This is a genomic window from Aeromonas sobria, assembly GCF_006243315.1.
GTDB lineage: Bacteria > Pseudomonadota > Gammaproteobacteria > Enterobacterales > Aeromonadaceae > Aeromonas > Aeromonas sobria_A.
This window is the reverse complement of sequence record NZ_NKWE01000020.1, coordinates 74,172-95,018: the sequence shown is the minus strand read 5'-3', so window position 1 is coordinate 95,018 and position 20,847 is coordinate 74,172. Positions and strand designations below refer to the sequence as shown.

Genomic DNA, 20,847 nt, shown 5'->3' with positions numbered 1-20,847 from the left:
GGCGAACTCCTTCCTGGTAATGTGCAAAGTAGGCGCATTATATGCAGTTAGGCACTATCGTGTGGCTTATTTGTGCATCAATTTGCATTTTTTTACATTTTTTCCCCTCATGGACGCGCCATATTCTGACTGCAATGAGCGGAATGAAAAGGAGTCAAAGGAGCGTCGATCTCAGGGGATGCAGATGCGCGTTGATGGGGTACTAGTGGGGTGGCACTGAAAAAGGTCAGGGGAGCGCCAGCGCTCCCCCTCGGGGTGATACGGGATCCGGTGATGCAGGGTCAGTAGTCGTCCTCGTCATCCTTCACTTCGCGGATTTTATCCTTGTACTTGGGCAACTGTTTTTCCAGCCGCTTCATGTCCTTGATGGCATTGAGAAACAGCCCGAGCAGAAAGAGCAGCGGCAACCCTATCCACAGCCAGAGATTCATGGGATTTTCCTTTCGTCAGGACAGGTGGTGACATAACGGGTCAAAATGTCATCCAGGTTGGCCAGAATGGTCGACTTGCCTTCAATATCCGCCTGTTGCAGACAAAGCGCCAGCGCAGCAGGATCAAGCTGCAGCTCATCGGACTCCAGCGAGAAGCTGATATGCCAGGGTTCGTAGGCGACCCCGCTCTGTGCCCCGATCGGTTTGGCATAAGGGAGGAAAAAGCCAAAGTCGCTCATGTGATCGCTGAGCCACTCGCTCAAGTCGGCAAACCAGCCCCCCTCTTCATACTCCCACGGCTCCAGTGCCAGCTTGGTGTCGGCAGGCAGACAGTCGGGGTCATAGATGTCGAGATCGGTACCCCAGTGGTGGCGACTGGTACCCGGCAGGGCGCTCCAGCGCAGGATGGCATGCAGCCGCTCCACCTCGCTCAGCTGCAGGGCGTCGATGGGCTGGCTGTTGGCATCGAGCAGCGGCCGGTCGCCGCGCCACTTGCCATTCCAGATGGCGAGCTGGCGCTCGAAGCTGCGCCAGCTGGAGGCCGCCTGCAGGTTGAACCCCTCATAGGCGGCCGCCACCTGCATGTCGTTGAAGGCCGCCGCGGTGGCGGCGGTCAGACGATGGGGGCCGCGCCCCACCACAATAAGGTGGCTCTCATCAAGCCCCATCAGTTGTTCCTGCGTCATGCCAGCAATCTCTCGAGCACCCCTTGGTACATATCCGCCAGCAGATCCAGATCGTCCGCCTTGACGCACTCGTTCACCTTGTGAATGGTGGCGTTGACGGGGCCAAGCTCAATCACCTCGGCGCCGGTGGGGGCGATAAAGCGCCCGTCGGAGGTGCCGCCAGTGGTAAGCAGGGCCGGTCGCTGACCGTTCACCGCCTCGATGGCCGCCACGGCTGCATCGAGCAGTGCGCCGGTGTCGGTCAGGAAGGGCTGGCCTGAGAGGGCCCACTTCAGTTCAAAGTCCAGACCGTGACGGGTCAGCAGCGCCTCGACCCGCTCGCGGATGTCGAGTTCGGTGAGCTCTGTGCTGAAACGGAAGTTGAACTGCACCTGCAATTCGCCGGGGATGACGTTGGAGGCGCCGGTTCCGGCCTGAATATTGGCTATCTGGAAACTGGTGGGAGGGAAGTAGGCGTTGCCCTGATCCCAGACGGTGGCGGCGAGTTCCGCCAAGGCCGGCGCCGCCTTGTGGATGGGGTTGTCCGCCAGATGGGGGTAAGCCACGTGGCCCTGTACCCCACGCACCAGCAGATCGCCGGTGATGGAGCCGCGTCGGCCGTTTTTCACCACATCCCCGACTTCGGCGGTGGAGGAGGGCTCGCCGACGATACACCAGCGGATCTTCTCGTTACGGGCCTCCAGGGTGTCGATCACCCGAGTGGTGCCATTGATAAAGGGCCCCTCTTCATCGGAGGTGATGAGAAAGGCGATGGACCCGGTGTGATCCGGATGCTCGGCCACGAAGCGCTCGACGGCCACCACCATGGCGGCCAGCGAGCCTTTCATGTCGGCAGCGCCACGGCCGTAGAGCATGCCATCCTTGATGGTCGGCTCGAACGGCGGGGTGTGCCATTTGTCCAGCGGCCCGGCGGGCACCACGTCGGTGTGACCGGCGAAGCAGAACAACGGCCCCTCGCTGCCACGGCGGGCCCAGAGGTTGGTGGTGTCCTCAAACACCATGGGCTCGATAACGAACCCGAGCTTGGCGAGGCGCTCCGCCATCAGGGTCTGACACCCTTCATCCAGCGGGGTAACAGAGGGGCGGCAGATCAAATCCTTGGCCAGTGCGATGACATCCGACATCAGTTGTCCTTAACAGAAAAATTTAACGAGAGAAGAGGGATTGGTAGTGATCGGCCTTGAAACCCAGGGTCAGTTCGCCGTCACGGTCCAGCAGCGGGCGCTTGATCATGGCCGGATGCTCCAGCAGCAGGGCGCGCGCTTTGGTGGTGTCGAGCCCCTGTTTGGCCTCATCCGGCAGGGCGCGGAAGGTGGTGCCGCGGCTGTTGAGCAGGGCTTCCCAGCCGAGTTGTGCCAGCCAGCTGTCCAGATCGTCCGGGTTCAGGCCGTCGGCGCGGTGGTCGTGAAAGCGGTAGTCGATACCGGCCTCATCCAGCCACTTGCGGGCTTTCTTGATGGTGTCGCAGTTCTTGATGCCATAGAGGGTGGTGGCCATGGGGAGTCCTTCTCTTGTGGGCGCAGCCTTGGGCCGCGTCCCGAAAATCCGAATCAAAACAGTGCAAGGGCCTGATTTTGGCATTGTGGCGATCTCATGGCAACGCTGATGGTCAGGCTGGCGGGTTTTACTGCGACAGGTCGCACCTGAACGGCGTTTTCGTGGTCAAGGTCAGGAGCATTGCTGTGGGTATGCTCGATGGGCGCGGCTATTGCGGGAGAACAGCGGTTATTGCGAGAGAAAAAGAGAAGGGGCAAACGCCAGATAGCCAAAACGCGCCAGCGGGCGCGTTTTGGTCGGCATCTTCTAGCACTTCAATCAGTGCAGGGTGCTCCACTCATGGTCAAAGACCCGGGCTCGTTCCCAGGGTGCATCAGGCAGGCTGGAAGAGAGGCCAGTATATTTGCCCACGTCATCCACCACTATGGTGGAGAGGATCGGCAGGTTGTTTTCAGTGCAGTACATGCGGATGCGTTGCAGCAGGGTGCGCAGTTCATCCTGGCACTGCTCCAGCCCGGCCAGCTTGGCCAGTTTGGAGTAACGAATGGTAGTGCGTTCCTTTGCAGACTCGACGAGGATGTCCCACAGCTTGTAGTCGCAGGTCGAGACACCTGCGGTGGCTTGGTTTGTCATAACTCTCTCCGGCGCGAAATGGTCGCTGAATGTCGAAGCGCATCTTCGCCACTTCGGCGTTGTCATATGTTGATCCAACGCAAAAAAGAGGGGAGTCGTGTCACACAATCCCCGGATAGCGGTTGATAAAGGTTTTCCGGCAGTTTAAACAACGAAATTTTGTTACATCACCGACATATTATGCTGATGGTACCCAGTGAAGGCACCTTTATTGATAGGGATCAAAGGCAATCTCTGGTCAGAACACTAGATTCCGCTCTTCGATAAATTTATCAGGAGTGAATATTGGAACTTTTATTCGTCTTGCTCGTTCTGGTCGCCGTGGTCTACGGCATTATCAAGGATTACAACCCGCAGGCGGTGCTGGCGCTGGCGGGCATGGCCATTTTTGCGGTGGCCTACTGGCTGGGGCTGCACCCCATTCTTCCTGCTGACAAGAGCACCGGCTTCGCCCTGTTCGACCTGTTTGAGGTGTTCAAGGAGATCTTCTCCTACCGCGCGGCGGGGCTGGGCCTCACCATCATGGCGGTGGCAGGCTTTGCCACCTACATGTCCCATATCGGTGCCTCCCAGGCGCTGGTGCGAGTGGCGGTCAAGCCGGTGGCAGGCATCCAGTCCAGCTACCTGATGCTCTCCATCTGCTATCTGGTGGCGGTATTTGTCTCCCTGTTCGTCACCTCCGCCACCGGCCTCGGCCTGCTGTTGATGGTCACCATGTACCCGGTGATGCGCAACCTTGGCATCAGCCCGGCCTCCGCCTGTGGCGTCATCGCCACCTCCCAGGCGTTTGAAATTGGCCCGACCCAGACCAACGCCATCTTCTCCGCCGGTCAATCCGGCATGGATCCGACCAGCTACTTCGTCGATTACCAGATCTGGCTGGTGGCCCCCATGCTGCTGGTGACCATGGTGTTGCACTTCTTCTGGCAGCGTCACTGCGATCGCAAGGATGGCTGGGATCCGGCCCTGCATCGTGGCGAGCACGCCGAACTGGACGAGCAGGGTACTGATGCTCTGCAGGCGCCGGCCTGGTACGGCCTGCTGCCGATCATCCCCTTTGTGCTGATGATGACGTTCTCCAAGCTGTTGGTGAGCGACATCAAGATGAGCGTTGAAGTGGCCATGCTGCTGTCGGTCTTTATCGGCATGCTGTGCGAGCTGCTGCGTAGCCGCTCGCTGCGCACCGCCATGGCCGGGTTGTCGAGCTTCCTCGATGGCATGGGCAAGGTGTTTGGCCCGGTAGTGGCGCTGATCGTCTGTGCCGAGCTGTTTGCCGAATCCCTCAAGGCCATCGGTGCCATCGATACCCTGCTGCACTCTGCCAGTAATGCCGGGATCGGCAGCGGCCTGATGACGCTAGTGATGGTGGCGCTGATCATGGTGGCGGCGGTCATCATGGGCTCCGGCAACGCGGCGTTCCTCAGCTTCTCGACCCTGGCGCCAGCGGTGGCGGCCAAGTTTGGCGTGCCAGCGGTGACCATGCTGCTGCCGATGCAATTGGCCTCCAGTATTGGTCGCACCATCTCCCCCATCGCGGCTGTGCTGATCGCCTGTGCGGGGATTGCCAAGGTGTCGCCCTTTACCGTGGTCAAGCGCACCAGCGTGCCGATGGCGGGGGCGCTGGTGACGGCGTTGACGCTTAACTATCTGCTGTTCATGTAGTGGTGTTTGGAATTTACCGGTCGGGCGGGTGGCATGGTTGCCCGCCTTTTTCTCACTGTGTCGCATTGTTGCAATAGACGATCGGCCATCAACGCTGATTGTTGCATGGAGAAGATAATGACAGTTGTAAAGAGCCCGTTTTCCCTCGATAGCTATCTTGCCGATCTGGCCCCGCTCATCAACCTCGATTGCGGCACCCGCACCCCGGCTGGGGTGGCGAAAGTTGCCGACATCATGACCGAGAAATATGAGGCCATCGGCTGGCAGGTGACCCGCCATCAGTTCGCTCCTGAGTGCGGCCCCTGCCTCGAGATCACCAATGCGCCGGGGGCCGATCACTACGACGTGATGCTGTGCGGCCACATGGATACCGTCTTTCCCGAGGGGACGGCGGCCAAGCGCCCGCTGAAAATCGAAGGCAATCAAGCCTTTGGCCCCGGCGTGTCGGACATGAAGAGCGGCCTGCTCTCTATCTGGTATGCCCTGAAAGAGATGGACCCGGCGCAGCTGGCCAAGCTCAAGGTGCTGGTCTGCTACAACTGCGATGAGGAGGTAGGTTCCCCCTGGTCGAAGGATTGGCTGGTCGAGCGAGCCAAGCAGAGTGGCTGCGTGCTGGTGGCCGAAGCGGCGCGCCCCAACGGGGATCTTATAAGCGCCCGCAAGGGCAATGCCAAGTACCGCATCACCTTCCACGGCAAGGCGTCCCATGCTGGTTCGGCCCTCACCGAAGGGGTCTCCGCCATCACAGAGCTGGCGCACTGGGTGCTGGCCATCAACGAGCAGGTCAATATGACCACGGGCACCACCATGAACGTGGGGGTGGTGCAGGGCGGCACCGGTGTTAACGTGGTGCCGGACTTTGCCGAGGCGATCGTCGATTTGCGTTTCTGGAGCAACGAAGAGGCCCGCGCAGTACAGGATCGGCTCACCTTTATGGCCAACAACCCCTTCCTGGTGGGCTGTCGGGTCGAGGTGGATCGCCAGACCTTCAAGCCGGCAATGCGCCCGAGTGGCGATACCGAAGCGCTGATGGCGCTGGTAGACGCCGCTGCGGCAGAGGAGGGGATCACCTTCAACTGGCTGGAGGCCGGTGGCGGCTCGGATGCCAACTTCACTGCCGCCGCTGGCGTGCCGTCGCTCGATGGTTTTGGCCCTATGGGCGGCGGCTTCCACTCGGAGGCGGAATTCCTGCTGCTCGACAGCATAGAGCCGCGCATTCGTTTGTTGCAGCGGGTACTGGGCAAGCTGGCGAAATAAGCCGGTTTATCCCTTGTTCGGGCCGCTATTGGCTCGTTTAAAATTGGTCCGCTCAAACCCAAACGGGAGGCTGTTGCCTCCCGTTTTTTTATCTCGATTTTTCGCACGCGCTGAGAGAGCTGGCCAGATGGTTTGGCGCCGTTACCCCTGCGGCTTGGCCAGATAGGCCAGATGATCTTGCCGCGCCACCTGCCAGCCATCGAGGCGCAGCGGGGCGGCAAAGCCCGGGCCGTCAGTCACCATGGTGTGGTACTCCCCCTGCTCGCCGCAGGCATCGAAGCCCTCGCGCTCGGCCAGTTGCTGCAGCTCGCAGAGGCTGGCGGCATCGAGGGTGCGCCCAGTCCACTCGGGGGCCAGCACCCGGGTATCGACGCAGGAGAGGTGGGCGACGATGCCGCGCGCCAGCATATCCGCCAGCAAGACTTGACGAGATTGCTGCCAGAGCGGGGTGTGGACGGTGAGACCCAGCGGCTGGCAGCGTTCGCGGATCCAGTTTGGTGCGCCCCCCACGCTGTCGATATCGCCGGTCACTACCCCGTCGAGGGTCCACTCCTGCTGTAAGCGGCTCAGCGCCGTCTCATAGCTCTGCTCGAACGGCGCTTCTATGGTGACCAGCAGATGGGGCAGCCCGAGGGCTGCCGCCTGACGGCGCACCAGCGGCAATGGGTGAGCCAGAAATCGGGGCTCTGGCGGGGCAAAGGTGGCCAGTGCCACCACCTGATGGCCCGCTTGGCGGGCATGACTGAGGGCCAGCATGGCATCTTTGCCACCGCTCCAGAGCAGGATGACGCGAGACATGGATGAGACTCCGGTGGTGAACGAGGGGGCTCATGCTACCTAGCTGCGGGGGCGCAGGTAAAGGCATAGTGTCTGGAAATGGCGGCTGGAAATAGTAGCGGGGAAATTGTTGGGGAACAGAGCGGGGGGGAAAAGAGCAGGCCCCCGGTGCGGGGGCCTGTCTGGCAAGAGCGCGATAAACGCCGCTGCGATTACAGCAAAATGGTGGTCAATAGATAACCCAGGGCGCACGAGCTGCTCACCCCGATCAGCCCCGGAATAATGAAGCTGTGGTTGATGATGAACTTGCCGATGCGGGTGGTGCCGGAGCGGTCGAAACCGATACAGGCCAGATCGCTCGGGTAGGTCGGCAGCACGAAGTAGCCGTAGCTCGCTGGCAGGAAGGCGATCAGCAGTTTCGGCTCCACGCCCAGTGCCAGACCCATGGGGGCGATGGCGGTCAGGGCGGCGGCCTGGCTGTTCACCAGCTTGGAGATCAGGAACAGCACCAGGGCGTAGGTCCATGGCTGGGCCTGTACCACGTGAGCCAGGGTCTCTTTGAGCAGCGGCATGTGAGCCTGGAAGAAGGTCTCACTCATCCATGCAACCCCGAACACGGAGAAGATGGCGACCATACCGGCCTTGAACACGGGGCCGTTGGAGATCTCACCCGGCTTGACCTTGCAGCGCATCAGGATGATGGCACCGGCGATCAGCATCATCATCTGGATCACCAGGTTCATGGAGAGCGGGCCAGTCTTGTCCTTGATGGTGAACACCGGACGCAGACCTTCGTTGGCACCGAGCAATACCACGGCAGCGATGGCGGCGAAGAAGATCCAGGTAGACCAGTAGGCCTCTTTCGGGAACTTGGTGTTGAGCAGGGTTTCACCACCGCCATAGATGAAGGTGCGCTGCTCCGGGTCTTTGATCTTGGCCTGGAACTCTTCGTCCTGATCCAGATCCTTGCCGCGACGCAGGCTCCACAGGGCCGCCATGACCACACCGGTCAGGGAGGAGGGGATGGCGATCATCAGGATGTCGAGCAGGCCGTACGCCTGACCGATACCGTGACCGGCCGCCAGAATGGAGACCATGGAGACCACGGCAACGGAGACCGGGGAGGCGCAGATTGCCATTTGGGAGGCAACGGATGCCACGGCCATCGGACGCTCGGGACGGATGTTCTTCTGCAGCGCGATGTCAGCGATGATGGGGAACATGGTGTAGACCACGTGGCCGGTACCGCACAGGAAGGTGAGGGTCCAGGTCGTCAGCGGGGCCAGAATGGTGATGTATTGCGGGTGACGGCGCAGCAGGCGCTCGGCCACTTGCATCATCAGGTTGAGGCCACCGGCAGTCTGCAGGGTGGCGGCACAGCCGATCACCGCCAGAATGGTCAGCATCACCTGCACTGGCGGTTCGCCCGGCACCAGACCGAAGACGAAGGTCAGCAGGAAGAGACCGATACCACTGATGAGACCGAGTCCCATGCCCCCAAAGCGGGTACCCAGCAGCAAGCAGCCGAGTACCACCAAAAATTCCATCAAGATCATTCCATTACCTCGTGTGATTCAACCCATATTGCCGCGGGTAGCCTGAACCATTAATTGTCATTGTCTGTTTTATTTAGCCCAAAAGGGTTAGTTGCTATTCTGCTCCCCTACATAATTGAAAAAATTGAGTTACTTCAATAACTCGATGAATTTTTGATTAAACCACTTAAAAACCTCTTGTTAACAAAAAAATCAGTTCAATGGTCAGGTGGTATCACACGGAGCCAAGCCTTCAGGTTGTCACGGTGGCGGCAGGGAGGGGGAACAAGGTGGCAGGGAAGGGGCAGAAAAAGGGCGTAATAGCGGCAGAAGAGGGTCAAAAAGTCGGTGTTCAGGTCATCTTTACCGGCAAACGGGGACTTCGCTGGGTCGGCTCACGGGGCCGCGACCGCTGGCTGCAGATAGCGGCGCTGATAATCCTCGCTCAGCTTGGCAATATCGAGCCGGGCAATGGCCTGCGCCAGCCGTTGCTGCAGCGCCTGTTGGTCGGGGCGAAACATGATGTGCAGGCTCTTGTGCTCAAGGATCTTCGGGTGAAACTGCAATCCGGCCGTTTGTAGCTTGCGGTCGTGATGGATCAGCCAGTAGAAAACATCCCGGTCGATGACCGCCAGATCGAGCCGGTCGCGCTGCAATTTGCGCAAGTTGAGCAGATCCCCATCGACGGCGAAGGTGTTGAGGCGTTTGCTGCTCATCAGGGCATCAAACTCCCGGGTGTTGACGTACCCCTCTACCACGCCGATCCGGTAGGGGGCGAGATCAGTAAGCCGTTGCCATGGAATGGGAGGGCCTGCTCGCTGCACCATCCCCAATACGCTGTCCCCCACGCTGGGGGAGCTGCGCCACAGGGTGGGCAGGGTGTCTGAGAGGTACTCGGGAAAATAGCCGCTGTAGGGCTGGGCCGGATCGGCGGCCAGTCGCACCGCTCGCTGCCAGGGGTAGAAGTCGAACTCCACCTCCAGTCCCGCTTCGGCAAAGGCGCGCTTGACGATATGGCCGGTAATGCCGCCATCGGGCAGGCTCTGGCTGGTGAAGGGGGGCCACTCCAGAGTGGTCAGGCGAACGGGCTGGGCCCACAGGGCTGAGGGCAGCCAGAGCAGTAACAGTGACAAAAGCAGGCGATATCCCATAGGCGACCAGTTCCTTGTGCCGATTGATACTGAGTATCACCCATAACGGTGACAATAAAAAAGCCGACCCCAAGGTCGGCTTTGATGATGCAGTGGCAAGATGCCGCAGATCAGAACTCGGCGGTACGCGGCGTGCGCGGGAACGGGATCACGTCGCGGACGTTGCCCATGCCGGTCACATAGACCACCAGACGCTCGAAGCCCAGACCGAAACCGGCGTGGGGTACGGTGCCGAAGCGACGCAGGTCGCGGTACCACCAGTAATCTTCCTTGTTCAGGCCCATCTCGGCCATGCGGGCATCCAGCACCTCAAGGCGCTCCTCACGCTGGGCACCACCGATGATCTCGCCGATCCCCGGTGCCAATACGTCCATGGCGGCAACGGTCTTGCCGTCGTCGTTGAGGCGCATGTAGAAGGCCTTGATATCTTTCGGGTAGTTCTTCACTACCACCGGAGACTTGAAGTGCTCTTCGGCCAGATAGCGCTCGTGCTCGGAGGAGAGATCGATGCCCCAGGAGACCGGGAACTCGAACTTCTTGCCACAGTTCTTCAGTACTTCGATGGCATCGGTGTAGTCGATCTGGGCGAAGTCGGAGGAGACGAAACGCTCCAGACGGCCGATGGCATCCTTGTCGACGTGCTGGGCAAAAAACTCCAGATCGTCGCGGCGCTCTGCCAGTACGGCGTTGAAGACGTATTTGAGCATGGCTTCGGCCAGGGCGGCGTTGTCGTCCAGGTTGGCGAAGGCAATTTCCGGCTCAACCATCCAGAACTCGGCCAGGTGGCGGCTGGTGTTGGAATTTTCGGCGCGGAAGGTGGGCCCGAAGGTATAGACCTTGGAGAGGGCGCAGGCATAGGTTTCGACGTTGAGCTGGCCAGATACGGTCAGGAAGGTCTCCTTGCCGAAGAAGTCCTTGTCGTAATCGACCTTGCCAGCGTCGGTGCGCGGCAGGTTTTCCATGTCCAGGGTGGAGACGCGGAACATCTCGCCAGCACCTTCGGTGTCAGAGGCGGTGATGAGCGGGGCCGCAATCCACAGATAGCCCTCTTCATGGAAGAAGCGGTGGATGGCTTGGGCCAGGCAGTTGCGTACCCGGGTCACGGCGCCAACGATGTTGGTGCGCGGGCGCAGGTGAGCCTGTTCACGCAGGTACTCGATGCTGTGACGCTTGGCAGCCATCGGGTAGGTGTCCGGATCTTCAACCCAGCCTACCACTTTGATATCGGTGGCTTGCAGCTCGAAAGCCTGGCCGCTGCCTTGAGAGGCGGCAACCACGCCAGTCACTTCCACGGAGCAGGCAGTGGTCAGACGCAGCACTTCATTCTCGTAATTGGCCAGGGTATTGGGAACAACGGCTTGTACTGGATGGAAACAGGAGCCATCGGATACGGCCAAAAATGAGATCCCCGCCTTGGAATCACGGCGAGTCCGGATCCACCCTTTTACTGTTTGGGTGGTGCCAACCGCATATTTACCGGTCAGCACATCTACTACGGATGCGTGCGTCATCGAAATATTGTCTCCAGCTTGTTCTTGCAGCGCTATTTGCAACATTAGGGGTCTGGCCGGGCAATCATTGGCCCATCATGGCAGACTAAGCCGTCAATCTTACCCGCGCGGGTTTGATAAACAAGCAAAAATGTCGGACTCTGGTGGGGTTTTCCGCATGGTTGGCGCAACCCGGGTGTCATGGCAAAGGAGCAGTGTGTGAAAGATAGGCGGCATGGACCTGATTGGCTGACGAAGGCATTGCAGTGGCTGGTGGTGCTCTGCTGGGGCGGCTTTATCGTGCTGCTCTCCCTTTACCACTATGCCCGTCCCGAAATTGCTTACGGTTTTCTGGTCTATGGCGGGATCGCGGTACGCGATTATTGGGATCCTGCGTTGACCCCCTGGTTACTCTATTGGCTTTGGGGGAGCTGCGGGCTGACGCTGACGGTGTTACTGCTGGAGCGGCAACGCAGCCGGCGCAAAGAGGATTCGATGCATGTCAATCTGGCCATCCTGTTGCTGATCCTGATTGCCAGCCTGCTTTTTTACTACGTCCCCTGATCGATTACTTACTCAGAGGCTCTTTTGGGTGCTTGTCAGCAGTCCGTGGGGGCTTGCCCAGCTGACGTGCCACGCTGTCGAGCATCTGGTTGTAGGCGAGGGCCACCCGCCCTATCTCATCGTCGTCATCTCCTTCCAGCCGGTGGTCAAAGTCGTGCAGATCGGTGGCCTCCTCGATGGAGCGGGTCAGGTGATTGAGCGGGCGAACTATCCAGGTGCGGATGACCCACAGGGTCAGCAGCAGTCCCAGCCCGAAGATGGCGGTGAGAATGAGTGCCGAGGTGAGGATGTTCTGCTCAACCCGGGTAAACAGCGAATCGAGGGAGTAGTCAAAGCGCACCGCACCCAGCACTGTGTCTTCCGGTACCAGATGGCAGCTGGTGCAGTCGGTGCCACGAAGATCTTTTTTGGCCAGCAGCGGTCGGGTCACTACCAGTCGGCTATGCATATCGTCATACACCACCGCCATACTGCCTGTTCCCGCTAACGCCAGTCGATCATATTCATCCTTGGCCTGTTCGGTTGCCCGTGCTGGTCCGTACTGCTTGTTGACCGCATCACCGCGCACGATGCGGGCATCTTCCACATGGGCGTGGTCGAGAAACTTGGCTCGCAGGGTATCTCGGGCTTCCATCTTGCCGGTCAGCATCAGCATGTTGAGGCCATCGAAATAGGCATCGGTCTGCTCGCGACTCTGCTCCTTCATGAGGGTCAGGATAAGATCGCGCTCGCGCACCGCCTGATAGGCTGCGGAGAAGACCAGTACCATGGAGAAGATGAAGAGCAGGAAAAAGTTGATTTTGGCAGCAATGGAGAGGCGCATGAGCAGTCTTTCTTGATGGTAAAACCGCAGCAGTTTACCCCTCTTGGCACCTCAGGTCTGGTGTTTTGCTCACATTACGGCAAGTGAAACCGCAGTGAAGTAGATAAACTTGCCCTCTTTATATATCAAATGCGTATCGTCAAACGGGCGGCCCGAGATGGCCGCCCGCCGCTTGCCTTAAAACTCGCCCTCGGCGATGGCCTGACTGATGGCGCCAGTCAATACCCGCAGCGCTTCGGGGGTGATGACGAAGGGGGGCATCAGGTAGATCAACTTGCCAAACGGGCGGATCCAGGCCCCCAACTCGACAAATTTGCGCTGGATACGCGCCACATCCACCTGCTCCTTCATCTCCACCACCCCGATGGCGCCGAGCACCCGCACGTCGGCCACTGCCGGGTTGAGGGTCAGTTCCACCAGCTCGGTACGCAGTTGATGCTCGATGGCGCGCACCCGCTCTTGCCACGGTGAGGCCAGCAGCAGATCGATGGAGGCGTTGGCCACCGCGCAGGCGAGCGGGTTGCCCATAAAGGTGGGGCCGTGCATAAAGACCCCCGCCTTGCCGTCACAGATGGTACGGGCAACATGCTCGGTGGTCAGGGTTGCCGAGAGAGTGAGATAGCCGCCGGTGAGCGCTTTGCCCAGACACATGATGTCGGGGCTGATCCCGGCCCAGTCACAGGCAAACAGCTGGCCGGTGCGGCCAAAGCCGGTGGCAATCTCATCGGCAATCAGCAATACCCCGAATTCATCGCACAGGGCGCGTACCCACTGCAGGTAACGGGGGTGATAGAAGCGCATGCCGCCCGCCCCCTGCACTATGGGTTCGAGGATGAGGGCGGCAATCTCTTGGTGATGATCGGCCACCAGTGTTGCCAGCTCCACCACGCTCTGCTCGTCCCACTGGGCGTGGAAGCGGCAGCTGGGGGCTTCGACAAAATGGTGCTCTGGCAGGAATCCCTTGTAGAGCTCATGCATGCCGCCATCGGGGTCACAGACGCTCATGGCGCCGAAGGTGTCGCCGTGATAGCCACCGCGCAGGGTGACGAATTTGGCTTTTGGGGTGCCCTTGCTGTGCCAGTACTGCTGGGCCATCTTGAGCGCCACTTCCACTGCCACTGAGCCGGAATCGGCCAGAAACACCCGATCCAGACCGGCCGGGGTGATCTCCACCAGTTTGCGGCACAGCTCGACCGCCGGAGCGTGGGTCAGGCCGCCAAACATCACATGAGACATTTTGCCGAGCTGGGCGGTGGCAGCGGCGTCCAGTTCCGGCACCTGATAGCCGTGCACGCAAGCCCACCAGGAGCTCATGCCATCTATCAGTTCACGGCCATCGCTGAGGGTGATGGTCACCCCTTTGGCGCTGGCCACTTCATAGCAGGGCAGGGGGTGAGTGAGGGAGGTATAGGGGTGCCAGATGTGGTGCAGGTCGAATTCTTGATTGGTCATTTGTTGTTCTGTTGTCAATTGATTTGATCTGGTCGGTGTTGACAGTCTACGCGTGCTCTCTACACTAGCCAACAATTTCAGCCACTTGGCGCGGCGCATCACCCTGAGCGCGCGGGCCCGGCGGCGGGTTCTGTGGCCGCCCATCGCGGGATGCGGGCGCAGGATCCCACTAATAACAACCGGAAGCCATGTATGAATGCTCTCACCATGGGCGGTCACGCCCTTCGTCATGACTGGACTCTCGCCGAGGTTCAGGCCCTGTTTGCTCTGCCGTTCAACGATCTGCTGTTTGCGGCCCAGACCGTCCACCGCGCTCATTTCGACCCGAACGAGGTGCAGGTGAGCACATTGCTCTCCATCAAGACCGGCGCCTGCCCGGAAGATTGCAAATATTGCCCCCAGAGTGCTCGCTACCACACCGGACTCGAGACCGAGCGGCTGATGGAGGTAGAGAAGGTGCTGGAGCGGGCCCGCGAGGCCAAGGCCAATGGCTCGTCCCGTTTCTGCATGGGGGCGGCCTGGCGCAACCCCAAAGAAAAAGACATGCCCTACGTCATCCGGATGATTGAGGAGGTGCGCGGGCTGGGGATGGAGACCTGCATGACCTTGGGCATGCTCACCGCCGATCAGGCTGCCCGTCTTGGCGCTGCGGGGCTCGATTACTACAACCACAACCTCGATACCTCGCCGGAGTTCTACGGCGAGATCATCTCCACCCGCACCTATCAGGACCGGCTCGATACTCTGGAGCATGTGCGTGGCGCGGGTATGAAGGTCTGCTCCGGCGGCATCGTCGGCATGGGCGAACAGGCCAAGGATCGGGCAGGCCTGTTGATGGCGCTGGCCAATCTGCCCCGTCACCCCGAAAGCGTGCCCATCAACATGCTGGTCAAGGTGAAAGGGACGCCGCTGGAGAACGAAGAGAACCTCGATCCGTTCGAATTTATCCGCACCATTGCTGTGGCGCGGATCATGATGCCTGCCTCCCATGTGCGCCTCTCCGCCGGGCGGGAGAAGATGAACGAGCAGATGCAGGCGATGTGCTTTATGGCGGGGGCCAACTCCATCTTCTACGGCTGCAAGCTGCTGACTACCCCCAATCCGGACGAGAACAGCGATATGCAGCTGTTCAAGCGGCTCGGCATTCGCCCGGCCCAGCGGGCCCAGAAGCCGGATCAGGTACAAGAAGAAGATCTGCTGGCCGAGGTGAGCCGCCAGAACGAACCTGCTGAGATGTTTTATGACGCCACTCGCCCTCGCACCCCCCCTCGCACAGAGGCCGCGCGGTCATGACTGGCCCTGCAGTAACGGGCCCCTTTGCATTGGGCGCGGCGCTGGCCGGGCGCGAGCAGGCCGATTTGCTGCGTCGCCGCACGGCCACTCAAGGTAGCGTGGCAGGACGGTTGCAGGTCGCCGGGCGCGACTACCTCAATTTTTCCGCCAACGACTATCTGGGGCTGGCGGATCATCCCGCCATCAAGGCCGCCTTCAAAGCGGGGATTGACCGCTATGGCACGGGCTCCGGTGCCTCGCCGCTGGTCACCGGTTACAGCCGCGCTCACCAGCAGTTGGAAGAGACGCTGGCCGAGTGGCTCGGGGTGGAGGCGGTGCTGCTGTTTAACTGCGGTTTTTCTGCCAATCAGGCGGTGCTCAAAGCCCTGCTCGGTAAGGAGCATCTGCTGTGGCAGGACAAACTCAACCACGCCTCCCTGCAGGAGATGGGCAGCCAGCTGCCCTGCAAGATGAAGCGCTTTGGCCATAACGATATGGCGGCGCTCGCGCGTCAACTTGAACCAAATCGTGGCTTGATCGTCTCGGAAGGGGTGTTCAGCATGGACGGGGATCAGGCCCCCTGGGCTGAACTTGCAACACTCGCCGCCCAAAGCAACAACTGGCTGATGATCGACGATGCCCACGGCCTTGGCGTGCTGGGGCCCGAGGGGCGCGGCACCCTGGCGGCGCAAGGGGTGGAACCGGCCAGCGTGCACATCCAGATGGGCACCTTTGGCAAGGCGCTCGGGGTGGCCGGTGCCTTTGTCGGCGGCAGTCGCGAGCTGGTGGATTATCTGGTCAACTTCGCTCGCCACTATGTCTACAGCACCCATATGCCCGCCGCGCAGGCTTGCGCCGTCAGCAAGAGTATCGAACTGGTGCGCGCCGCCGATGAGTCCCGCGCCCATCTTGGTCAGCTGATCGCCCGCTTCCGACAAGGGGCAAAGGCGCAGGGTTGGCTGCTGGGGACGAGCGATACCCCGATCCAGCCGCTGCTGGTGGGGGAGAGCAGTGCTGCCCTGCAACTGGCCGAACGGCTGCGCGAATGCGGTGTCTGGGTGAGCGCCATTCGCCCGCCCACTGTGCCGGTCGGTACGGCGAGGCTGCGCATTACCTTGAGTGCGGCCCACCGCGAACAGGATGTGGATCGCCTGCTCGATGCCCTCGGCCCCTGTTCGGGTAGCGCCAGTTTGGAGGGAACTCATCATGGATGAGCGCTTCCAGTCGGTGGACAAGGCGCAGCTTGCCCGCCGCTTCGGCGCCGCCGCTCGCCATTACGATGCCCATGCCCGCTTTCAGCAGGAGGTGGGGCAGGCGCTGCTGGAACTGATGCCGAGCAAGCCGGTTGGCACTGATCTGACGGTAAACGGGCTGGATCTGGGTTGCGGCACCGGTTTTTTCTTGCCTCAGCTGGCGAACCGCTGTCACCAGCTGGTGGGGCTGGATCTCGCCCCCGGCATGCTGGCGCAAGCCGCCTTGCGCGGCAGTGGTGCCCGCCTGCTCTGCGGCGATGCGGAGCAGCTGCCCTTTGCGAATGACTCGTTCGACTGGGTCTTTTCCAGTCTGGCGCTGCAGTGGTGTGAGCGTCCGGCCCACGCCTTCGGCGAGCTGTTGCGGGTGGTCAAACCGGGCGGCCAGATCTTTTTCTCGACCCTGCTCGATGAGTCGCTGTGGCAGTTGCGAGCCGCCTGGCAGCAGCTTGATGGTCGCGCCCATGTCAATCGCTTCCTCAGCCTGCCACAATTGGTGCAGGCGCTGGCCGCCGCCGGGGTATCTGCTCCCGAGCTGCGTTGTATCAGCTGGGATCTCGCCTATCAGGCATTGCCGCAGCTGTTGCGCGATCTCAAGGGGATCGGGGCCAATCAGATCAATGACAATCAGCGAAATGCCGCCCCGGCTGGTCTGAGCGGTCGCGCCAGATTGCAGCAACTGGCGCAGGCCTATGAGGCGTTTCGCCAGCCTGATGGTCAGTTGCTGGCGAGTTATCGGGTGTGTCTTGGCCAGCTCAGCAAGCCTTGCTGACCGTCGGGAATGGCAATATCTGCAGGGCAGTCAACGGCGCCCTGCCAAGGAGAGAACCGTATGAAATCATTCTTTATCACTGGCACCGATACCGATGTGGGCAAGACGCTGGTGGCGCGCACCCTGCTGCGAGAATTCAGCGCACAGGGGATCAACTGTGCTGGTTACAAGCCGGTTTCTGCGGGATGTGCCCGCACCCCGGACGGGCTGCGCAATCTCGATGCGGTGTTGCTGCAAGAGGCGGCGAGCCTGCAACTGCCCTATGAGATGGTCAATCCCTTCGCCTACGAGCCGCCGATTGCCCCCCACATCGCCGCCAGCGAGGCGCGCCAGCCCATCACCATGCAGGGCTTGAGCGAGGGGTTGCGCAAGATTGAGCAGGCGGGGGCCGAATTGACGGTGGTGGAAGGGGCGGGGGGCTGGTATCTGCCGCTCGATCGCAAGCATCTGCTGTCGGACTGGGTAAAACAGGAAAACATGGCGGTTATCATGGTGGTGGGGGCCAAGCTGGGTTGCCTCAACCATGCGTTGCTCACCTTTGCCGCCATTCGTAATGATCAACTGCCGGTGGCGGGCTGGGTAATTAATCGGCTCCATGGTTCCATGAGCCATTATCAGGAAAATCTGGACACCCTCAGAAGCTTGCTGCCTGCCCCCTTTCTGGGGGAAATTCCGTTTATAAACAATCCGCTTGAGGCCAATTTGCAGGGGCGTATCGATATATCTCCGCTACTTTAACGGCACATTCAGCGAACATTCATCGAATCCATCTAGAATGGCCACCATTAACATGATCAGGTGGGTGACCGGCTGTCATGTCCTATTTTTCACAAGGAGTCTATATGAAGCGAATTATGCTATTCCTGGTGACCAACCTGGCCGTCATGCTGGTGCTGGGGGTGGTACTCAATATCCTGTTCTCGGTTCTGGGTATCAACAAGTCCAGCATTACCGGCCTGTTGATGTTTTGTGCCGTGTTCGGTTTTGGGGGTTCCTTTATCTCCTTGTTGATGTCCAAGTGGATGGCCAAGCGCAGCTACGGTGTCCAGGTCATCGAGCAACCCCGTAACGAGACCGAGCACTGGCTGGTGAGCACTGTGGCCCGTCAGGCCCGCGAAGCGGGTATCAAGATGCCGGAAGTGGGGATCTACGACTCTCCCGAGATGAATGCTTTTGCTACCGGTGCCCGCCGCGATGATTCGCTGGTGGCGGTCTCCTCCGGCCTGCTCTACAGCATGAGCCGTGACGAAGCGGAAGCTGTGCTGGCCCACGAAGTGAGCCACGTAGCCAACGGTGACATGGTGACCCTGACCCTGGTGCAAGGGGTGGTGAACACCTTCGTGATGTTCTTCGCTCGCATCGTGGCTGGGGTGATCAGCAACTTCTTCAGCTCCAACAATAGTGAAGAGAGTAGCAGCAGCGGCGGCTTTGCCTACATGATCACAGTGTTCGTGCTGGAGATGCTGTTTGGCGTACTGGCCTCCATGATCGTCATGTGGTTCAGCCGTCAGCGCGAGTTCCGCGCCGATGCCGGTGCCGCCAAGCTGGCGGGTCGCGACAAGATGATTGCCGCCCTTGAGCGCCTCTCCCGCGGTGCAGAACCGCAGCTGGAAGGCTCCATGATGGCCTTTGGCATCAACGGCAAGCGCTCCATGAGCGAGCTGTTCATGAGTCACCCGCCCATTGAGCAGCGCATCGCCGCCCTGCGTGGTTGATTGATGCTGGATATGGATTGCAGGGGATAACCCCGAATAAAAAAACGGCTGCCTTGGGGCAGCCGTTTTGCTTTGTCGCGTTTTTTAAAGCTTGAAGTGCCCCATCTCCTGGCGCAGCACCCGTGACAGCTGCTTGAGCTTGGCCGCCTCTTGCGACACATGACGGGCGGCATCCCCCGACTGCTCGGAGAGGGAGGTGATGTTGCCGACGGTGGAGACCACTTCGTTGGCGGCGGTAGATTGTTCGCGCAGGGTGTGGCTGATCTCCCCCATCAGGCCGGTCAGGTTGGAGGCGTGACTGCGGATGCTTGAAATCGCCTCACCGGTCTGGTTGGCCAGACTGACCCCGCGGGAGACGTTGTTGACTGTGGTTTCCATGCTGCGGATGGAGGCATCGGCCCCGCTCTGGATCTTGCTGATCATCCCGGTGATCTGCTGGGTGGAGGCGGCAGATCGGCTGGCCAGATTGCGCACCTCGTCGGCGACCACCGCAAAGCCACGACCTTGCTCCCCAGCCCGCGCCGCCTCGATGGCGGCGTTGAGGGCCAGCAGGTTGGTCTGATCGGCGATACTGCGGATCACCCCGATGATCTCCGAAATCTGCTGGGTATGACCGTTGAGCTCGGAGATGGTGCCGGCTGCTTCGCCCACCGTGGTCGAGATATTCTCGATGCTGTCCAGGGTCTCCTTGATAACCCCGGACCCCTCCTCCAGGGTATTGGCAGAGACCTTGCTCAGCTCGTCAGCATGGGTCGCGTTGTCGGAGAGGTGGCTGATGCTCACTACCAGCTCCTCGATGGCGGCGGCCATGGTCTGGGTGCTGCTTTGCTGGGAAGTGGCGAACAGTGCGGTCTGTTCGGCGATCTGGGCGATGCTGTCGGCAGAATTCGACAGCTCTTCGGTGGAGTGAGATACCTTGGCGATGATCCCCTTGAGGGTGCTCTGCATGCCGCCGAGCAGGCCGATCAGACTCTCTTTCGAGCCTTGTGGCACCTTGATGGGTAGCGAGAAGTCCCCAATGGCGAGCAGATGGAGATCGGTTTTGAGCTGTTCGACTGAGGTGCCCACCAGATCGAGCAGGGAGCGATAGGTACGCCAGAGGAAAAACATCAACACCAGGCCGAGAGCGATAAAGAGATAGCGCAACATGTCGGTATTGCTCATGGCGTTCTCGACCGCCTCCTGATTGCGGGCCTCCATCATCATGTAGAAGTCATCGATGGGGGACATGATGCGCCCCTTATTCTGGTGATAGGCCTTGTCATGCATCATGGCGATGGCTTGTTGCTGGTTGGCGACCGGGTCACCATCGGTCTGCTGCACCAGTTTGAAGGCCGCGACCTCGGTGTTGACCAGCGCATCCGAGTTGTTCTTGGCCTCGTTGAGCTTGGCGAGCTCCCCGTCGGTAAAACCGGCATCCTTCATCAGATCGATGAGGCCACGGCGAACATTGCTATCGGAACGCGGGTTCTGGCCGTTGGCGGCGACGAAGTCCCAATAGATACGGTGGTAGCCATCAGGTCTGGCTTGCTCCCCGTTGCGAATGGCCAGGATCCGCATGTACTGCTGCTCGTAGGCGGGATCCTTGGTGATGACGTAGGTGCGCCCGAGTCGGGTCAGATCATCGGAGGATTGGCGCAGCTCATCGGCCAGCAGGTAGGAGACATATTGTTGCCGATAGCTCTCTTCCAGCTGTTTTCCCGCCCAGCTGTAGGCGAAAAACACCAGTGACAGCAGGATCAGGGTGATGACGGATAGCAGCAGGTTGAGCTGAAAAGCGGGCTTGTTCTGTTCCATGGTGTGGGCGTCCTTTCCCTATGGATGAGTGTCGTTTGGGGTATTGCTAAGTCAGTGTCTGGCAAGGCTTTTTGCCCTGAGAG

The 20,847-nt window shown here is 60.3% G+C and carries 20 protein-coding genes; 8 read left to right on the top strand and 12 right to left on the bottom strand.

Going from position 1 to position 20,847, the window contains the following annotated elements:
• Positions 1–281: 281 nt before the first annotated feature.
• The 5 genes from CF137_RS22070 to CF137_RS05980 form a co-directional block, all read right to left on the bottom strand.
• Positions 282–431: a hypothetical protein gene (locus CF137_RS22070; protein WP_101324115.1), complete on the bottom strand. Its 150-nt coding sequence runs from the start codon at positions 429–431 to the stop codon at positions 282–284.
• Positions 428–1,117: a M15 family metallopeptidase gene (locus CF137_RS05995; protein ID WP_139718359.1), complete on the bottom strand. Its 690-nt coding sequence runs from the start codon at positions 1,115–1,117 to the stop codon at positions 428–430. Before CF137_RS05995 ends, CF137_RS22070 begins: the two co-directional genes overlap by 4 nt.
• Positions 1,114–2,241 (bottom strand): succinyl-diaminopimelate desuccinylase, encoded by a 1,128-nt coding sequence (gene dapE / locus CF137_RS05990; protein WP_139718358.1) that lies wholly within the window; start codon positions 2,239–2,241, stop codon positions 1,114–1,116. Before dapE ends, CF137_RS05995 begins: the two co-directional genes overlap by 4 nt.
• A 22-nt stretch (positions 2,242–2,263) precedes the next feature.
• A complete protein-coding gene (locus CF137_RS05985; protein WP_139718357.1) occupies positions 2,264–2,614 on the bottom strand; it encodes an ArsC family reductase in 351 nt (116 codons plus the stop codon).
• Between the two features lie 318 nt (positions 2,615–2,932).
• Positions 2,933–3,247 (bottom strand): hypothetical protein, encoded by a 315-nt coding sequence (locus CF137_RS05980; protein WP_162515512.1) that lies wholly within the window; start codon positions 3,245–3,247, stop codon positions 2,933–2,935.
• Positions 3,248–3,532: 285 nt separating this feature from the next.
• Here CF137_RS05980 and dcuC point away from each other — a divergent pair, with 285 nt between their 5' ends.
• Both dcuC and CF137_RS05970 read left to right on the top strand, forming a co-directional pair.
• The gene (dcuC, locus tag CF137_RS05975) at positions 3,533–4,909 is read left to right on the top strand and encodes a C4-dicarboxylate transporter DcuC (RefSeq protein WP_139718356.1); all 1,377 of its coding nucleotides are present in this window, start codon (positions 3,533–3,535) and stop codon (positions 4,907–4,909) included.
• Between the two features lie 117 nt (positions 4,910–5,026).
• Positions 5,027–6,166, top strand: coding sequence for a M20 family metallopeptidase (locus tag CF137_RS05970; protein WP_139718355.1), 1,140 nt, complete (start codon positions 5,027–5,029; stop codon positions 6,164–6,166).
• Positions 6,167–6,307: 141 nt separating this feature from the next.
• Here CF137_RS05970 and CF137_RS05965 read toward each other — a convergent pair whose 3' ends face one another.
• From CF137_RS05965 to asnS, 4 genes are all read right to left on the bottom strand, one after another.
• Positions 6,308–6,964, bottom strand: a complete 657-nt coding sequence (locus tag CF137_RS05965; RefSeq protein WP_139718354.1) for a Dph6-related ATP pyrophosphatase — start codon at positions 6,962–6,964, stop codon at positions 6,308–6,310.
• Between the two features lie 191 nt (positions 6,965–7,155).
• Positions 7,156–8,499 (bottom strand): anaerobic C4-dicarboxylate transporter, encoded by a 1,344-nt coding sequence (locus tag CF137_RS05960; RefSeq protein ID WP_042036941.1) that lies wholly within the window; start codon positions 8,497–8,499, stop codon positions 7,156–7,158.
• A gap of 374 nt (positions 8,500–8,873) precedes the next feature.
• Entirely contained in the window at positions 8,874–9,629 is a 756-nt protein-coding gene (locus tag CF137_RS05955; RefSeq protein ID WP_139718353.1) for a substrate-binding periplasmic protein, read from the bottom strand.
• 110 nt (positions 9,630–9,739) lie between these two features.
• Positions 9,740–11,140: an asparagine--tRNA ligase gene (asnS, locus tag CF137_RS05950; RefSeq protein WP_101315405.1), complete on the bottom strand. Its 1,401-nt coding sequence runs from the start codon at positions 11,138–11,140 to the stop codon at positions 9,740–9,742.
• Positions 11,141–11,338: 198 nt separating this feature from the next.
• Between asnS and CF137_RS05945 the strand changes: the two genes are divergently transcribed.
• Entirely contained in the window at positions 11,339–11,683 is a 345-nt protein-coding gene (locus CF137_RS05945; protein WP_223290088.1) for a hypothetical protein, read from the top strand.
• A 4-nt stretch (positions 11,684–11,687) separates the two neighbouring features.
• On the opposite strand, the gene CF137_RS05940 is transcribed toward CF137_RS05945, so the two are convergent.
• Complete coding sequence (locus CF137_RS05940) at positions 11,688–12,506, bottom strand: HAMP domain-containing protein (protein WP_139718352.1); 819 nt, start codon at positions 12,504–12,506, stop codon at positions 11,688–11,690.
• Positions 12,507–12,683: 177 nt separating this feature from the next.
• Complete coding sequence (gene bioA / locus CF137_RS05935) at positions 12,684–13,958, bottom strand: adenosylmethionine--8-amino-7-oxononanoate transaminase (RefSeq protein WP_162515865.1); 1,275 nt, start codon at positions 13,956–13,958, stop codon at positions 12,684–12,686.
• 192 nt (positions 13,959–14,150) lie between these two features.
• Between bioA and bioB the strand changes: the two genes are divergently transcribed.
• The 5 genes from bioB to htpX all read left to right on the top strand — a co-directional run bounded on the left by bioB (position 14,151) and on the right by htpX (position 18,967).
• Positions 14,151–15,251, top strand: a complete 1,101-nt coding sequence (gene bioB / locus CF137_RS05930) for a biotin synthase BioB (protein ID WP_139718350.1) — start codon at positions 14,151–14,153, stop codon at positions 15,249–15,251.
• Entirely contained in the window at positions 15,248–16,444 is a 1,197-nt protein-coding gene (bioF, locus tag CF137_RS05925; RefSeq protein WP_139718349.1) for an 8-amino-7-oxononanoate synthase, read from the top strand. The genes bioB and bioF overlap by 4 nt, the downstream gene beginning before the upstream one ends.
• Complete coding sequence (gene bioC / locus CF137_RS05920; protein ID WP_139718348.1) at positions 16,437–17,252, top strand: malonyl-ACP O-methyltransferase BioC; 816 nt, start codon at positions 16,437–16,439, stop codon at positions 17,250–17,252. Before bioF ends, bioC begins: the two co-directional genes overlap by 8 nt.
• Positions 17,253–17,312: 60 nt before the next feature.
• Entirely contained in the window at positions 17,313–17,990 is a 678-nt protein-coding gene (bioD, locus tag CF137_RS05915) for a dethiobiotin synthase (RefSeq protein WP_101346531.1), read from the top strand.
• A gap of 104 nt (positions 17,991–18,094) precedes the next feature.
• Entirely contained in the window at positions 18,095–18,967 is an 873-nt protein-coding gene (htpX, locus tag CF137_RS05910; protein ID WP_042018732.1) for a protease HtpX, read from the top strand.
• An 84-nt stretch (positions 18,968–19,051) separates the two neighbouring features.
• Here htpX and CF137_RS05905 read toward each other — a convergent pair whose 3' ends face one another.
• Positions 19,052–20,764: a methyl-accepting chemotaxis protein gene (locus CF137_RS05905; protein WP_139718347.1), complete on the bottom strand. Its 1,713-nt coding sequence runs from the start codon at positions 20,762–20,764 to the stop codon at positions 19,052–19,054.
• Positions 20,765–20,847: the final 83 nt, after the last annotated feature.

Bases quoted from the DNA above. Each gene is read 5' to 3' on its own strand.
- CF137_RS22070 (WP_101324115.1), bottom strand. From the start codon at position 431: ATGAATCTCTGGCTGTGGATAGGGTTGCCGCTGCTCTTTCTGCTCGGG.
- CF137_RS05995 (WP_139718359.1), bottom strand. From the start codon at position 1,117: ATGACGCAGGAACAACTGATGGGGCTTGATGAGAGCCACCTTATTGTG.
- dapE (WP_139718358.1), bottom strand. From the start codon at position 2,241: ATGTCGGATGTCATCGCACTGGCCAAGGATTTGATCTGCCGCCCCTCT.
- CF137_RS05985 (WP_139718357.1), bottom strand. From the start codon at position 2,614: ATGGCCACCACCCTCTATGGCATCAAGAACTGCGACACCATCAAGAAA.
- CF137_RS05980 (WP_162515512.1), bottom strand. From the start codon at position 3,247: ATGACAAACCAAGCCACCGCAGGTGTCTCGACCTGCGACTACAAGCTG.
- CF137_RS05970 (WP_139718355.1), top strand. From the start codon at position 5,027: ATGACAGTTGTAAAGAGCCCGTTTTCCCTCGATAGCTATCTTGCCGAT.
- CF137_RS05965 (WP_139718354.1), bottom strand. From the start codon at position 6,964: ATGTCTCGCGTCATCCTGCTCTGGAGCGGTGGCAAAGATGCCATGCTG.
- CF137_RS05960 (WP_042036941.1), bottom strand. From the start codon at position 8,499: ATGATCTTGATGGAATTTTTGGTGGTACTCGGCTGCTTGCTGCTGGGT.
- CF137_RS05955 (WP_139718353.1), bottom strand. From the start codon at position 9,629: ATGGGATATCGCCTGCTTTTGTCACTGTTACTGCTCTGGCTGCCCTCA.
- asnS (WP_101315405.1), bottom strand. From the start codon at position 11,140: ATGACGCACGCATCCGTAGTAGATGTGCTGACCGGTAAATATGCGGTT.
- CF137_RS05940 (WP_139718352.1), bottom strand. From the start codon at position 12,506: ATGCGCCTCTCCATTGCTGCCAAAATCAACTTTTTCCTGCTCTTCATC.
- bioA (WP_162515865.1), bottom strand. From the start codon at position 13,958: ATGACCAATCAAGAATTCGACCTGCACCACATCTGGCACCCCTATACC.
- bioB (WP_139718350.1), top strand. From the start codon at position 14,151: ATGAATGCTCTCACCATGGGCGGTCACGCCCTTCGTCATGACTGGACT.
- bioF (WP_139718349.1), top strand. From the start codon at position 15,248: ATGACTGGCCCTGCAGTAACGGGCCCCTTTGCATTGGGCGCGGCGCTG.
- bioC (WP_139718348.1), top strand. From the start codon at position 16,437: ATGGATGAGCGCTTCCAGTCGGTGGACAAGGCGCAGCTTGCCCGCCGC.
- bioD (WP_101346531.1), top strand. From the start codon at position 17,313: ATGAAATCATTCTTTATCACTGGCACCGATACCGATGTGGGCAAGACG.
- htpX (WP_042018732.1), top strand. From the start codon at position 18,095: ATGAAGCGAATTATGCTATTCCTGGTGACCAACCTGGCCGTCATGCTG.
- CF137_RS05905 (WP_139718347.1), bottom strand. From the start codon at position 20,764: ATGGAACAGAACAAGCCCGCTTTTCAGCTCAACCTGCTGCTATCCGTC.